Annotated in this window: 6 protein-coding genes; 2 read left to right on the top strand and 4 right to left on the bottom strand. The window is 58.9% G+C overall.

Going from position 1 to position 16,582, the window contains the following annotated elements; translation table 11 throughout:
• Positions 1 to 48 precede the first annotated feature (48 nt).
• Positions 49 to 774, top strand: coding sequence for a metal-dependent hydrolase (locus E2N92_RS09170; RefSeq protein WP_220680885.1), 726 nt, complete (start codon positions 49 to 51; stop codon positions 772 to 774).
• A 396-nt stretch (positions 775 to 1,170) separates the two neighbouring features.
• Here the strand turns inward: E2N92_RS09170 and E2N92_RS09165 are convergent, their stop codons facing one another.
• From E2N92_RS09165 to E2N92_RS09150, 4 genes are all read right to left on the bottom strand, one after another.
• On the bottom strand, positions 1,171 to 4,905 hold the full coding sequence (locus tag E2N92_RS09165; RefSeq protein WP_220680884.1) for a PKD domain-containing protein: 3,735 nt from the start codon (positions 4,903 to 4,905) through the stop codon (positions 1,171 to 1,173).
• A 380-nt stretch (positions 4,906 to 5,285) separates the two neighbouring features.
• Complete coding sequence (locus E2N92_RS09160) at positions 5,286 to 6,044, bottom strand: hypothetical protein (protein WP_220680883.1); 759 nt, start codon at positions 6,042 to 6,044, stop codon at positions 5,286 to 5,288.
• The gene (locus E2N92_RS09155) at positions 6,031 to 9,858 is read right to left on the bottom strand and encodes a PEGA domain-containing protein (protein ID WP_220680882.1); all 3,828 of its coding nucleotides are present in this window, start codon (positions 9,856 to 9,858) and stop codon (positions 6,031 to 6,033) included. Before E2N92_RS09155 ends, E2N92_RS09160 begins: the two co-directional genes overlap by 14 nt.
• An 11-nt stretch (positions 9,859 to 9,869) precedes the next feature.
• The gene (locus E2N92_RS09150) at positions 9,870 to 15,140 is read right to left on the bottom strand and encodes a S8 family serine peptidase (RefSeq protein ID WP_220680881.1); all 5,271 of its coding nucleotides are present in this window, start codon (positions 15,138 to 15,140) and stop codon (positions 9,870 to 9,872) included.
• Between the two features lie 227 nt (positions 15,141 to 15,367).
• Here E2N92_RS09150 and E2N92_RS09145 point away from each other — a divergent pair, with 227 nt between their 5' ends.
• The gene (locus E2N92_RS09145) at positions 15,368 to 16,570 is read left to right on the top strand and encodes a hypothetical protein (protein WP_220680880.1); all 1,203 of its coding nucleotides are present in this window, start codon (positions 15,368 to 15,370) and stop codon (positions 16,568 to 16,570) included.
• Positions 16,571 to 16,582: the final 12 nt, after the last annotated feature.

The following is a 16,582-nucleotide window of genomic DNA, read 5'->3' as shown; positions in this document are numbered from 1 at the left end:
GCATCTGATGAACAAAGTAGATATAGCGTGAACTCGCGAGTACGAGCGATGTTTCTCCTCTGCCACCTTGTCGCCGGGTTCATCCTCGGTCTCCTCCTCGCCCGGGTACTCCGGGACATGCGGGCAGTGCCGGCCTGCGCCTTCGGGGCGATCCTCCCTGATCTCATCGACAAGCCGCTGGGACACATCTTCCTCGCCGACTCCCTGGGATATGGACGGATCTATACTCACACCCTCATCGTCCTTTTCGCCGTTGCTCTCGTCGGCGCACTTCTCTTCTGGCGATACCGCAACGGTATCGTCCTCGCCCTCGCCGTCGGGATCGGATCCCATCAGCTACTGGACGCCATGTGGCGTGAACCGACCAACTGGTATTACCCTATTCTCGGTCCGTTCTCCGGCGGCGCCGACACCACCACCTTCCAGGACCTGGTCATGGCCGAACTCTCCGAACCGTCGGAATGGATCTTCCTCCTGGTCATCCTCTCGTTCGGTCTCCTGTTCCTGAAAAAATCCTGGCGAGACGCCTTCTTCTCACGTTCCGGGCGGATCGTCGAGCGGCTTGCCGTCCCGCTCGGCATCCTCCTCATCGTCGCCGGCGGACTCCTCATCCTCTCCGGGCTTTTTCCCATCCCCTGGGCGGTCACCCACCTCCGGGCCCCGGCCGACATCGCCCTCTGCGGCCTGGTCATCGTCGGCGCCGGGATCGCCCTGGCGTGGATACAACTGATCCTGGACGGTGATGAAAGGGGTCCGCCTGAAAAAGGGGAATGACTCTCAGGACGAAGATGGTGCCGGGAAGGCTGAAAAAGATCCTGGAAGATGGGATATCGTCCGCCGCCAATCTTCGTGCGGGGGGTCCAGGGGGCGGCAACTCGATGATGTTCCTCGTGATGTCTTGCTTCGAAGAGGGAGCACGGATCCATGCCTGCTCCAGAGACCCAAGACCATTTTCATCGCGTATGCTTAGGCCTGGGGTTCATGCCAGATCCTACAGAGCCAGCAGGATAGAAATCGATCGAGAACCATGAGCGTGCTCGCCCTTCACCCCGAAGAACGGCGGGGATCGGTGTGAGAGCATCTTCACAACTCACGACATGTGCAGAAGTCTCCTGCTATGTTGACGAAGCAGAACCTCAGGTGGCCCTCGTGAGCAAAAAAAAAGAGAGATTATTCTTTCTTCTGGAAGTAGTAACCGACCGCCGCGATAGCGACGATAGCCACCAGAACGACGGCAATCAAGCCGACCGGAAGACCTCCCTCAGCGGGCGTCTCGTCGCCGCCGGCCGGGATCGTCGTGGGAGTCTCCGCACCGACACCCACATCAGTGGGCTTTACCGTGACCGCGGTCGACTCGGTCACCGCGACCAGTCCGATCTCAGAGAGGCCGTCCGGGGAGACTGCCTCGAAGACGTACTGACCATCGGTGTCATAGCCCTTGAAGACCGTCTCGAGCACCTGGGTGGTGCCGTCGTCTGCCATTCTGAGGATCCGAATCTTGTCCACGCCGCCGCGGGCCGTTACCCACTCGGGCGAGACCGTCATCGTGATCGTCGCAGGGCCGCACTTCTCGATGCCCTTCTTGGTGACCTTCATGGTGTAAGCGATCTCGGAGACGTCGAGCCCCTCGTCAAGGAGGGCAAGGCTGTATGCCGAAGCGACGTTCTCGCTCACGTTCTCGATCAGGTCAGCGCCGATCGTGGCGTTCACCGGGAAGTACGGGAACTCTGCCGTGAACCGTGCAGACACGTTTTCAGAGCCTTCGAGCAGCCCGGACTTGATCTTCAACGAGTTGACGGTGCCGGTGAGGGTGTTCCCTGACTTTTTGAGGTCAGAACCCTTGATTTCAAAGACCAGGCCGTTCTTACTGAAGGTGACGGTGTCGCCTTCGACCTTGACGCGTTCCGCCTTATCGAGGTCGATCGAGAAGGTCTGGACGCCGTCAGTGGTGGAGAAGGACGCACCGCTCAGGGAGAAGGTGGACCAGAGACTGGGGCCGGGGACTGAGGGGCCGGTCGGTTCGACTGGCGGAACGGTGTGGCTCCCGCCGCCACCGCCGCCACCGCCGCCGGACGACTTCTTCTTGACAGTGATGGTCGCGGTTTTGTAGGCACTGCCGCCAGGACCGGTCACGGTCAGGTTCACCAGATAGGTTCCGACCGAACCGAAGGTATGGGTTGTGACATTCTGTTTTGTCGAGTTCGTGCCGTCACCGAAGTCCCAGAACCAGGAGGTGATGTTCCCGGTAGATCTGTCGGTGAGGGTCACGGTGAGCGGTGCGTACCCGCTCGTCGGGCTTGCGATGAAGTTCGCGACCGGTGCAGGAGGCACGTCGGTCACGGTGATCTCGGTGGATTTCGTATCGCTGCCGGTCGGGCCGGTCACCGTCAGGTTCACCTGATAGGTACCCGGGGCGTTGTAGATGTGAGGGGACGGGTTCTGATTACCGCAGGTGGTACCGTCACCGAACTCCCATGCCCAGGTGTTGATGTTCCCGGTGGAAGCGTCGGTGAAGGTCACGGTGAGCGGTGCATTCCCGCTCGTCGGGTTTGCGGTAAAGTTGGCGACCGGCGTCGGGGATATGACGACGATCTCCTTTGAAACCTTGCTGTTGCCGCCGTAACCCCACACGGTCAGGTTCACCTGATAGGTGCCCGGGGCGTTGTAGACATGGGGGGACGGGTTCTGATTCCAGCAGGTGGTGCCGTCCCCGAACTCCCAGTACCAGGTGTTGATCTGGCCGGTGGAGGCGTCGGTGAAGGTCACGGTGAGCGGCGCGAACCCGCTCATCGGGTCCGCATTGAAGGCAGCGACCGGGGCGGACGGGCTCTGCACTACGATCTGGTGGTAGCCGTAGGATTTGACCGTGCCGTTCTCCTCACAGACGGCGGCCAGGTGGACATCATAGGTTCCAGGGAGGAGACCGTCGGTCGGGACCGAGACCGAACTTGCGTTTCTGGCGTAAGCGTACTCGGCGGCATCGGGACTGGCATAGACGTTGCCGTAGAGTTTCTTCGTAGCCGGGATACCGTCATATGTCAGGTTCACACAGAGCGAGTCAACACCGAGGGTGCAGGCGTCGACCTCAACCTGTCCGTCCCAGGTAGCATTTCTGATAACCACCGCACCGATGCAATCGCATTCTGATGGGAAGGCGGCGGTGAAGGACGTGCCACGAACCACCGAGGCGGGCACCGTCCCTACGTCGGGAGCCTCCATGACGGTGAAGGGCATCCCGGTGATAACACCGATCCTGTCACCGTCCATGCTGATGGTGGCAAGAGCATAGTCGCCGACCGGGAGCGTGATGGCCGGGAGCGTGGTGCCGTTGTGGACCTGCGCACTCAGGTGGTACCCGGCGGTCAGGTTGACCTGGTTATCGGCAATACGGAAGGTATCGACGATATTGCCCGAGGCAGCGACCTTCAGGGATTTGCCCTCGGCGACAGGCTGGGTGAAGGTTCCGTCGGGGTTGATCTTGATCTTCGTGTACCCGCCGTCGATGAATATCCAGGCACACTTCTGGATGAGGTTGTTGTAATCGATCGTGTCGCGTGCGGCCTTGCCTTCATGGGCTAGCTGGGCGATGTAACTTTCGTTTGCCTCCAGGATCACGAGATTTGCGGCATCGATGCAGGGTGCCCCCACAAGGAAGTCGAGATCGCTGCACGGGTTGTAGGTCCAGACACAGTCATAGGTGTCTGCGCCGGAGTAGGTGGCGTTGGCAGTGTTGTCGACCTTGACATAGGTGTCGTTCGTCACCTGGCCGACCCCTGCCACCGACCTTTTGACCGTGCCGATCGGAACGCAAGGAGCCTCGCGGGCATTATAGAAGACAACCGAGCCCTGCGCGGTCAGGTCGAGCTGGCGCACCGCAGAGAGGTTCGTGTCGATGCCCGAGACCGTGCCGATCCTGGTGGAGTTGATCCACGCCATGTAGTTGTAATACAGGTGGAAGGGCACGTATGCAGCGTTTCCTGCCTCGTCGAATGCGGCAAAGACCATATTGCGGTTGCCGACGTCGATGGTCGTGCTGTTGGTGCCGGTGAGGTCGGTCGAGACGAAGAAGACCTCATGAGTCTTGTTGTCCATGAGGTGGACGGCGCCCGCACCGGAGACATCCCAGTTGAAGTTCAGCACTTCGCCGGCCTCAAGATAGCCGTCACCGTCGGTGTCGGTGATGCTGAAGGAGTTAATCACCGGCGGTTCCCGGTCGAGAGCGAAGGACCATTCAAGGATGTAAACTCCTCCGATTTCGGTGTTGTCCTCTCCGCGGGCGGTCACCCCCCAGGTACCGTCAACGAGTGGGGGAACCGAAGTGTTCTGTGCATAGTTGCCGTCGAAAGTTACATTGAGGGGGATATCCACGGATTCAGGACTGGTGAGAGTCAGCGTGACCGTGGACTTGTTCATCTGCGTGGTAAAAACCCTGATCTTGTCAGGTTGCGCGTTGATGTAGCCGCTCGGTTCTTCTTTCGAAAATCCAATCTCAGATACCTCGACCATCTTCGACTCCATGTCGGAGTTGCCGGCGGCGTCGGTGGCCGAGACCTTGATGGTCACCGGTTCGTAGACCGGCCAGGTGACCCCGCTATCGAAGGTCCAGGTGTCGGGGGCGGTCTGGGTGAGAGGCAGTTCCACAGTCACGTTTTCCGTGGCATTGACCAGATAAGCAGTCGCCGTGCCCATGCCGCCGACATCGGCGATCGTACCGGCGACGTTAAAGGTGGAGGAGACCGTCTGGGGGGTGGCAAAGGTGATGTTGGGAGCGACCTCGTCGAGGGTGGAGAAGGTGCCGTTGACGACAGTAAACGAATCGGTAATATCACTACCACCAACAGCAGTTACCTCCCGCATTACCAGACCGATCTCTGAAGAACTGCCGTCGTTCTTCAATGCTTTCATCGGTATCCTCACAAGCCAGCAATCTTGTGGATATCCTTTGCCAGCATAATCTTTAGCGGTTAAGGAGACTTTTATATATCCAGAATAATACTTGAAATCAGGCAGACCCACATACTCCGAGGAGGTCTCTTTTGATTCCAGTGGCTCGGTAACATCCTGATCATAGAATACCCTGAATGATACTCCACTAACACCAGGATCTGTAAAATTATGGGACAAACAAAATTCAACAGACTCATTTGCCCCATCAGGGACGTTTTGTGCATCTCCTGCCTTCAAAGATCCTGCTGGAGCTGCAACAGCAAAACCTACGCATAGGCATAAGAGCACAAACGTAATTGCAACAACACGCTTTTTTTCCATGAACTATCACATCCTAATTATTTACCTGAATTATTAATCCTTCGCTTTAATACGACCAAAAGTCCAAATGCCACAAATGAACCTCCAAACGAGAGAGAAGCCTGCTGTTTCGGCGTTGGCGTTGTCGTCGTCGATGGTTTTTCAGTGATCTGCGCTGTAGTTCCATCAGGGGTAGGAGAAAATGGCACTTCACTCACCGACGTGTGTTCTACAGAAACAGACGTTTCTTGAGCGGAAATTCCTTCTTTAGAGCGACCAGTTTCAGACGTTGATGTCCCCTCTCCGCCTGAGGATGAGGTGGACGACGTTGTCTGTTCTGGGGTCGTAACTTCTGTCCTGGAAGGTGTTGGTGACGTTACATCGTCTCCACCCCATACCGGGTTCGAAAAGGGGATAGCATCTCCTTCGCGGTTTATGAGTTCCCGAACAGATATAGTGACAACCCCTGCCTCTGATCTGGATACCTTGGCAACAGGGATATCACCCGTCTTGATCTCGGTCCCGCCATAGATGCCGGAAATTTTTCTCATCCCAGTATCATTCACCACTAAAAAACCTGAAAGCCCCGTGACAGAACTGATACTGACGTCTGAACCATAGGATAGAACAATCGAGAAACCTCCAAGACCAACGGAGTCATCCACTCCACGTATCACAATCTCGTTTCCATCCAGAACAACCTCGGCTGCACTCGCGCTGGATACCAGCACACTGAAGAGAAACACGAGGGTCACTACTAAAATATAATGGGATTTGATGATATCACCCCTGTTCATTGTAGTCACTTAATGCTGTTATTGCATCAAATAGAGTTATTTTGTGTTTTTCTCGTTCAAAGGTGTCCATATAATCATACGCACTGATCCATTCCGCATATCCACCTTCGTCCTGATTGTAGCACGCGAGAATCCGAATGGGATCGTACAGCGTGAGTTTCCCATCTCCATTGGCATCACCGAGCCTTGTCCCGGTCAGACCAATCTCAATGGTATTTAATCCGATCGGGGCGCTGTAGATTATAATTGTAGCATTACTTGATGAATACTTATCATTATAATCGTCATACTCAAACGTCCCCTCCCTGATCTCATACTCGCTCGGGTCAAGTACCCCGCCGCCGTTCAAACGCACAACCGGGTCATTCAGCATAAACCGCTGCGGGAACTCCAGCGCAAGTCCGATCTCTCCACCGTTCCCGACGACCGTCGCATTGTAGGTGGCGTTCTCCGCAAAGCCCGCGGAGAGTCTGCCCGGAACCTCCGAGACACCGGCAAGCATACCGCTGCCGTGGGAGAGAATCAACCGCGGAGTCGAGAGGTCTGTCGGCATCATCACCGTGACATTGGTCTCGCCGTTCGCCTGGACACCCACCGTCGTGTTCACCGTGGTGTATCCCACCTTCGAGACCGAGAGCGGATAGGTGCCCGCAAGCAGACCTTCGAAGGTGTGACTCGTCGCCGTCTGGCTCAAACCGTCGAGGACGATCGTCGCCTCGACCGGGCTGTCGTTCTCGTCGGTGACCTTCACCGCCACATCGCCGCGGCCGGTGACGGCCAGATCCTTCTCGACAAGCGTGACATTGCTCTCGTCATTGAGCGCCTTGAACCTGAGGTTGAAGTTGAGGGCTCCCACATGAGTGGGTTTGGCGTCGAATACATAGGTGTAGGTCGTATCTTTGAGCCATTTGGTGGGCTCGATGAAGATCGAGGTCGAGTCGGTGTTGACCGAACCGTTCAGCACCTCGTAGGATACTCCTATTCCATTCTCCTCGATGGTGCCGTTTGCAAAGGTGAAGCCCTCGATCGGCACCTCGATCATCGGCGAGAAGACGTCCTGAACACCGGAGACTACCTGGATTGTCACCTTTCCGGACTCGTTCGCAACAAGCGGGGACGGGTCGGAGGCGAGGGTCACCGTGTCGAAGAGATCCCCGGGTGCGGCGTCGCCGAGGATGTCCATGTTCTCTGAGAACCTGACCACATCCGGCGATCCGGTGTCGGGAATGATGCCGCCGGTCGACAGGATGGTGCCGGTGTCCTCGATGGGATCGTCGATCTCGTTCACCGGCGCGCGCTGCGTGTTCTCAATCGAGACCAGGATCATACCGTCGCCGTTGTTCCTGGTCACCGTGACGGCGTGCTGCATGACCTTCGAGTAATCGGAGATCTCGCGTTTCAGGTCACCGTCCGCCATCACCGTCGCCATCTGATCGGCGGTGAGGATGTACTCCACCTTCGGGTTGGCGTCGTCGACCGTCAGCGTGCAGATGTCGTTCCCGTCGATGGAGATCGAGAGCTCGCCCGTACTGATCTCGATGGGCTGACAGTGGATCAGGGCGTCGATCGCCGCCTGCGTTGCCCAGGTGTAACCCCACTTCCCGCCGGATTCGTACTGCTCAACAAGCCAGTTCACGCCATTCTGGATCGTCTTGTTCTCCGCGGGGATGCCGGTGGCGTTGAGGGCGAGGACCGCATAGGCGGTACTCTCGGAGTTCCGGCCACTACTGCTGTATCCATAGAAGCGACCGACCTTCCAGTGGCCGTCGACGTCCTGGTTTTCGAGAAGCCAGGCAACCGCGTTTGCCTTTGCGTCGTCGATCTGGCTCTGCGTCACATCGGCCGAGGGAGTCCCATAGGCCTCCAGGCCCCAGAGCCCAAGCGCAGTCGCCATCGCCGTGTCGTGGTTGCCGCCCCAGGAACCGTCACCGGCCTGAGTTTCAACGAAGTACCGCGTGGCGTTCTGCATGTTCTCCGTCATGTAGGTTGCATAGGGCTCTGCGACCGTGCCCTGATCACGGATCATGTCATGGATCAGCATCACGAACCCGGTGTTCGAGGTCGGAGTCCATGCGTGGCAGACACCAGCGCTCCACGTCCATGTATTGCTCGACGGATCGTCCGGGTACCCGTGGAACCACTCGACCGCTTTCTCGAAGTTGACCGTGTCGTCGCCGACCGTGGGACCGGTGCTGACATTGCCGTCCAGCAGGCGGTTCAGGTCTTCGCCCGACTCGTTCACCCTCGCCAGCGTGTAGGCGGCGTACGAACTGGAAGAGGACTCGGATTCGCCGCAGCCCCAGAGGCTCCAGCCGCCGTCTTCATGCTGACCGACTTGGCCCCCGCGCACCAGTTTGACCACACCGTTGCTCACCGAGGTGTTCGCATCATTGCGGATGATCTGGAAATCGGCCGGCCTGTCCGGGCGTTCAAGATAGTAGTTCTTCACGTTCAGTGAAGCAAGCATTCTCGACGTCGTCTGCTCAACACACCCATACGGATAGCCGACAAGATAGCCAAGACCGGCGAGCGTCCGGCCGCGGGCGCCCGACTGCACGGTGATAACGGTCTGGTTGTCATAGGTGCTGTTGGTGTGGAGGGTGTTGTAGGACATCTCGAAATCACCAACGGCGTCAACGTTCACCGAATCCACCGACGAGACCTCCAGCGAAGGCACCCAGACGTAAATATCGTGAGTGCTCGCTTTCGAGGCCGTCTTCCCGTGCGCCGACGCCGTCAGGTTGAACCGGTCCCTGGTAAAGGTACCGATCTCGGTGGCACGCATACGGAACGAGACATAGTTCAGGGCACCGCCGTTCATCCACGGATCACATTCGGTCCCGCCCATGACCTCGATACTCTCCGGCACACTCAGGTTCAGATGCACCTTCCCGCTCTCACTTGGTTTGACATACCAGACCATCCAGAACCATGTGTCCACCTGGGGACGGGAGTAGCCGTAGACATGCGGATGGAACTCAAGGCTGAACTCGCGCACGGTCACCGAGCGCTCCGCCGTGGTGGTTCCGACGACCGGGAGATCGGTGTCGGAGGTCACCGTCACATTCAGGACATACGTGCCGGTCTGCGTCGGCGTCCATTCGGTCCGCTGCACATTCTGCTCGTATGCCTTCAGGATAATCCCCTTCCGTTCGGCGGTGTTGAAGACCGAGCCGTCGGGGGCATAGATGGTGGTGTTGATCGTCAGTTCCGAGGTCGGGACACCGCGCTGGTTGGCCACCGTAAAGACCCCGTAGGTACTGGAATTTACCGAGACGCTCGAACTCGCAACCCCGACTTCCGAGACGATGCGGTTGACCCGCTGCGAGGTGATCGTGGCGTTCGTGACCGGGTTCACCGGGATGTCGTCGCCGCTTGTCGAGTTGAGGAACCCATAGTTGTTCACGACCGCCGCGACAGGGGTCGACTTCCCGGTGTCGTCGACGGTCTTCAGGCGGACGGTGAAGAGGTCGGCGGTGCCCGAGACACCTTCAAGACTGGCGTTCACCGCCGCCACCCGGACACGCCCATTCTGGCTTGCATACGCGGTGTCGTTCACATCGCCGGAGAAGAGCGGACCGATGGTCACGCTGCCCGGTTCGGGGTCAAGCACGACCACCGAGGGATCCCAGCAGAGGTCGATATCGAACCCACCGAGATGGTTCACATTCTCAACCCGCAGTGTCACATCGGTGACCTCACCGATTGCACTGGTAGAACTCTGGGGCATGACCACAAGGTCAGCCGCGGATGCCGCTGATACCAGAAGGGCGGTGAGGATGAGCCCCACCACCAGGAGATTTTTCACATTCATCTGCATTCACCTCACACAATCCTGAAGTAGTGGTCCCTGAGGCCCACATTCTTCTGGGCGATGAACATCGCGTCGCCGACCTCGATCGCACGGTTCTCATGGACGTCTGTCTGGAGGAAGGCCGTTGTTCCGGAGGCCGGACTCGCCGTCAGACCGACGACTTCTTTCAGGACGCGGAGGGTGTCGGCCTGATCGACCGTTCCGTCGCCATTCGCATCGCCGTACAGGAGGAGGACAGCGCTGCCGGGGGTCACCTCGACCGGGATCGCATACTCGTTTGCGTCCCAGAGTTTGGCGTCAAGGTTGAGCGCCGATTCGGTTCCACTCGAACCGGTCGCTGAAAGGTGGACCGTGGCCACGGTCACGTCACCGCCGACACCGGTTGTGGTCCCGCCATTGAATGTGACAGTGCCTGTCTCGATGTTCTTTGCGGTCAGTGGAATCGCACCCGAGGTCACATCCGTGACCGTGAAGGCCGCCGGGTCGAAGGTGAAGGTCATCTGGTAGGCCGCGAGGTTCTCTGCACCCTTCACCACGATCGGCAGGTCATAGGTCGTGCCCGGCACCAGGACAAGATCCTGGGGCAGCACGACGGAGGTTGTCGGGTAGAGGTAGCAGTTCACCGTCCTGGTGACCCGGTTGTTCTCGAATGTCGTCTCATAGTCAGTGACACCGTTCGGGTTCACCTTGAGAGCCAGGGTGTAGGTGCCCTTGAGAAGAACCCGGTTCCTCGAGACATTGAAACTCTGACCTGGTTGAAGGGCGGGAACATTGATCGTCTCCTCCGGCGTGCCGCTGATCGAGTAGACCATCGTCGTGGCCACCGAAGGTACTTCGCCTTTGTTCGTCACCTCGAGGGTGATCGGGGTGGGGACGGTGCTCTCGACCACGACCGACGGGACCCCGATCTCCACCACAAGGTCGGGGGCGGTGATCCGCACCGGATAGACCAGGTTGTTGTTCGCGTAGGTGACCTCGTCGATCACATGCTCCGGGTTGACCGTGACGTTCACGTTCACGTCCACCGGCAGGTCGTAGTTAGTGGTGTCGATGCCGTAGTCGGAGGCGTAGGCCTGGACACTCGTGTACAGGGCGGTCTTTGTTTCGCCGACGGCGATACTCTTATCACAGGTGGTGGACTGGTCCTTGGAACCGACGGAGGCCTTCACCACAACGGCGTTGCTCCCGTCGTACACGAAGTCCACGGTGCCCTGGTTCTTGATCTCAAGACGAAGGTCATTGACCACGACCGAGTCGTTCCTGTACAACTTCACCACATGGGGGGCGCTGACGACAGGGACGAAGTCGGGCAGGGCCTCGGCGGTGAGTTTGAAGGCGCCGTCATAGTACCATCCGTCATAATACCAGAGGTCCGGCTTGATGACCTCGTCGCCCTTGTAGCAGACCGTCTTGTAGAATATATAGTCAGAGAACCCAAGCGCCCTCCTTTCGAGCGCCATCTCGGCGGAAGGCGCGTGGACGTCCAGGGTGACCTGCCCGTTCGCTTTGGTATAGCCCGTGAGCACCTCGGAGTACGGGTCGGGGTACCACATGTTCATGTGATCAATGTTGATCGGGCGGACATCGTCATCGTTTCCGGTGTAATCGAAGAAGGTAGCGCCGCCGAGGAAGAACCCGACCTTGGCTCCGCCGACCGGGTTGCCGTCATTGTCGGTGACGGTGAAGGTCACCGGAACCGTTGTGCCGACCAGAACGTCGGGTTTCACTTCGTAGTTGACGGAGGCCTCGGGTACGCTGAACATCCGGCCCATGTACCCGACGAAACGTCCGTCCCACACCACCGAGGCGCGGCCCTCATAGGTGCCGTTCACGCTCGGGGCGATGGTCTTGGTCCAGTCACCGGTGTAGGCGAAGGTGTCGGCAAACTCGGTCCCCTCTGTAAGCCACCCGACCCAGGGGCTTGCCGCAAATATACCGCGCTCAACGATGGGGGTGTCGTCCGGGCCATAGGAATGGAGCGCCACCTGATACGAACCACTGCCCTGATACGTGACATCCATCCACCGGGTCTCCGAAGCTGGATTGAGGGTCACGACCGCTGCAGCGGCTTCCGGGTCACATCCGAGGAGGCCGGCAGGGACGCGGCTGGATGAGTAAATCGAGAAGGGTATATAATTCAACGTCCCTGCAGCGACATCGATGCCCTCGGTGAGCAGGATCACGTCTTCAAAACTCTTTCCTGCCACGTCGAGCGTGAACGTGCAGGTGCCGTCGGCGCCGGTCGTGTTCGTCCTGACACCGTCGACGGTGTACAGCCTGACCGTCTTCCCGGCGTCAGGGGTCACATCGTACGTCGTGCCGTTTATCGTACAGACAACGGCCTGGAGGGTGGCCTGACTGCCGGGCACCGAGCGGTACTCGCTCTGGTTCCAGGTCGACGGCCATGTGTAGTCTGAGACGCCGATAAAGGTGCTGTCGAGAGTATCCAGCGCAACCGGCATCGGGGCGGTCACACGGTGAAGGGTCCATGGCGACATCGAACCATAGACGACCGATACCATGGAAGAGTCATAATAGCCGTAATCCTCGTAAGATGGGTCGAAAAATTTGACGACCGCTACAGAGCAGTCTGCCGGCATCGTGAAGTTATAGATGCCGATTCCGTTGGTGACGCTGACCGTCCCGGTCGACTCTACGGGGGTCAGACCCTCCGCCGCCTCAAGGAGAGCGGCCGCGTCGACAGGTGTTCCGGTCGCGAACTGACCCAGGAGTTCTGGCGGGAGGGAGAGGATCTCCGTCTCGGTGAAAGAGGTCACGTCCACCCGATAGTCCTTCGAGGTGACGACCCCACCACTATGGTGGCCGGCGACCTCCAGGGCGATGTCGATTGAACTGCCGGGCGGGCATATCGCCAGTTTCGGAGAGGAGAAGGCCTCATAGTAGATCTCATACGAGAACGACACTGTCCCGGCGTTCCGATCGTTGATCAGGATGTAGGGGCGGGACCAATAGTTGGTCGGGTCGATGTCGAAGCCCGCAAAATCGACGGTGGCCGTGACGACACCGTCGACCGGGGTCAGGGTTTCATTATAGAAGGTAATTGTAGCGTTCTTCACCACCAGTCTGACCGGTTCGGTGTAGGCCGATCCGTCGGTGTCGATGAGGGGGTAACGCATCGTGACGGCGCCGTCCAGCGGGGCGATAAAGGACTGAGCCTCATAGAGCGGGGCAGGGGTGACGGAAGTGCCGCCGCCGTCCTGGGAGTAGTACTTGCTCCAGAAACCGGACAGGACATGGTCTCCCCACGTCACCTCGGCCTTGAAATTTCGGCCCGGGGTGAGCGTAGAGATGTCGAAGGCGACGGTCGCCATGCCGTCGGCATCCGTTACGGCCGAATCTGAGCGGATAATGTCCCAATTCGCGTAATTATAGTCTGAAAGATAGAAATTCACCGTCTCGTTGGCGACCGGAGCCGATGCCGTGGCATTCCAGCAGACCGCGAGCATCTTCACGGTGTCGGGGTCGGCCTGGTTGTAATACGGCCCACCGAAGAGTTCGGTAAGAGAAGAAGACACTTCAGGCGCACCGTGCAGGCCGCCAGTCGCTTCGACCGCCCTGTACGCACTGATCCGGCCGGCGCCGTAGAGATTGTTCAGTTCGGGGGTGGCCATCGCCGTGCCGTCCTCTTTGATATGGACGGCCGAGTCCATCAGGGCTTGCTTGACCTCTGCCGGGGTCAGGGTATCGTTCCCGGCGAGCATGAGGGCGGCGGTGCCGGCAACACAGGGGGTGGCCATCGAAGTGCCGTCCATCACGGCGTACTGTCCGCCCGGATAGGCGGAGAGAATGCCGACGCCGGGCGCCATCACATCAGGCTTGACGTAGGGGTTTGCCCGGTTCACCGGCCCGATGGAACTGAAACTCGCCCGGTAGTCCATGCAGTAGTCGGTGGCCCCGACCGTGATGACGTCCTGCGCCGTGCCGGGCGTGCTGACCGTGCCGGTACCATAGTACCCGTCGTTGCCTGCCGCAACGACTGCCACCACACCGCCCTCGACAAGGTTGTTCAGAGTTCTGTCAAAAGCGGAGTTCCCATCAGACTCGTAAGCCTCGGCGATCACGACCTTTTTCAGGTAGACCGTTCCGTTGTCGTTGTTGGTGATATTCACCGTCCAGAAACCATTCCAGTTCCCGCTGTTGCTCGTGTACGGCGCCTTGAACATCACCGTGTAGGGGGAATGGTCAAAGCCGTCCCAGTCGATGAGCCCCCCCGCTGGCGTGACATCACCGGGTGCGGTAAGGGAGAACGTCAGGTTGGCAGGGGCGGGCGTATATGGCGTTGCAGAGTTATAGTATCCCATCTGCTCAAGCACATACCCGCCGACGACGAATTGGGGTTCATAGACGTCATCGCCATCAGCATAATTCGAGGAGACCTCGAGGGTCAGAGTCAGTGTCTCCCCTGGTTCGATCATAGGACACGATTCGTCTTCCTCGCCGGGTTTTGTCTCCGCTCTCCAGAAGTATGACCCCGCACTGAGAGAGACCACATCGGCGTCGTTCTCGACCGACCACTGGATGCCTTTGAGGATGTCGGAGATCCACCCGCTTCCCTCAAAGTCCAGTACCTTTGCGCCGATCAGGTCGGCCTTCGGGGCGACGCCGAGGACGACGTCCACATTGCCCTCATAATCTGTAGAGACCGCGACCTCACCGCCGGCGGCGGTGCCGGCACAATGGGTACCGTGACCTTCGTCGTCATAGGCAGATTCATTCTCCCCGTTCACAAAGTCGGCGAAGGCCTTGACACGGCCGCCGAAGGCCGGGTGAGAACCGTCGATACCGGTGTCCACGACCGCGATCGTGACCCCTTCGCCCATGTTGCCGGCGCACCAGACGCCGGGTGTCTCGACCCAGTCAAGGTTCCAGGGCATGAGGTACGCCTCATCGCTTCTCGTGTACTGGGTATCGACGACGCTTGACACCTTGCTAACGGGGTCGTTGACCATCACCCTCATGTCGGGCTCCACATGGTCGACCCCCGGGAGGAGGGCGATCCTTTCAATCGCTGCCTGGTCGGCCTCGATCCGGATCGCGTTCACGATCCAGAACTGCTCCGCAGACTGCGCAGCAGCACCGTCGATCACACTGATGGACGAGAGCACCGATGCCTGACTGGTGGCAGCCTCGGCTTTCATCGTCAAGAAATTCGTTCCGCGGTCCGGTTGGTCCTTGAGGACGACAATGACAGGCACTTTCTCGTCCGTCTGGACGACCGTGCCGTCAGGTATTCCTGCCGTGGCGGGGGCCAGCAGGACCAACAGTATCAGAATAGTCAGAATGCTCTGAGAAGGAACAGGTTTCAACAACACCACCTCAGCGGTAACAAAGTAAAGAAGAGAGTTGAGATTTAAACATTTCGAAAATATCCTGACCCCAGAAAAACGTCATCTTTATATATTGGATCGTGTTCAAAAGCGTTCCAAAACCGGGCACCATGCCCCGGGATACACAAAAAAGATATACTTTCGCCCGGGACTAAGTGAGCATGGAACAGCCCAGCACCCCCGGATTGCTGACAGTGATTATCGGGCTCCTCATTCTTATCGCCCCACTCTCTGCCGCAACGGTCACCATTACACCGGACCCTATCAACGAAAACGATCCGATCACCATCTCGATCACAGATCTCGCCGACGACAGTACCTTTATGATCCAGATCGAGGCGGCCGTGCCCCTCGACGCAGACGGAAAGTTCTCGCTGAGCACCAACAACCTCCAGATCCCCTTCGCCCTCAAAGACGGGCGGATCGCGATCCACGCCGAGAACGTCAATACCACAAACCTCAACGCAAGAATGGGCGGCAGGGCCGTCACGATCTATGGCGAAGGCGAGGACGGCGTCGTCAATATCAAAGAGAACACCGATATCCCGCAGGGACTCATCCAGTACCTCACCCTCAACGGTGAAGGCATCGCCGGCGCAGAAGCCGTGACAACCTCGATGGACCTCTCAGGAAAGAAAACCGGCCCTGAGAACTCGGAGATGACCTTCACGGTCACCGGCCTGAACGGCGGGACCGTCGGCGTAAAGATCTATGTCGATGGCGTTCTCGTCCCGACGACCGAGCCCACCACCGAGCCCACGACCAAACCGACAACCTCATCCCCCGGCAGTTCGTCGAACTGGGAAGACAGCACGGCGACACCGACTTCGACCGATACAAAACCCGTGACCATTTCGTCCTCTGACCGGGGTGCAACCCTCACCTTCGACGAAAGGGCCCTTTCCGGCGCCCGGACCGGCGACCTCGCCATCATGGTGAGCAACCGTGCCGTGCCCGAGAACTGGCAGGCGGTCGCCGGCCCCTACGCCGTCCTCCCGTCGAGCGCATCCTTCGAGCCCGAAGCAACCCTTGTTCTTGACCTGGACAAAGCCGGGGCCGACAGGACCGCGTCGCTTACCATCCTCGCCTTTATTGACGGCAGATGGAAAGCCGTCCCGAGCCGTATCGACGGCTCGACCATCTCGACCGCGGTCTCTGAAGCAGGCGAGTTCGCGATCGTGACACCGCTTTCAGTACAGGTAACCCCCGCAGCCCCCGCCGGTACAACCCCGGCCACCACCACATCCGTCGCCACCACCGCACCCCAGACAACCGCCACCACACCGACCCAGTCCCCCCTCGCGATCTGGTGCGCCCTCGGCGCCCTTGCCGTCGTCCTGATCACCGGCATGAAACGTCGATAAAGATTTTCTTGA

Origin of the sequence: Methanofollis formosanus (genome assembly GCF_019633745.1) — an archaeon.
Taxonomy (GTDB): domain Archaea; phylum Halobacteriota; class Methanomicrobia; order Methanomicrobiales; family Methanofollaceae; genus Methanofollis; species Methanofollis formosanus.
The sequence above is the reverse complement of the archived record's forward strand: the minus strand, read 5'-3'. Positions and strand labels throughout refer to the sequence as shown.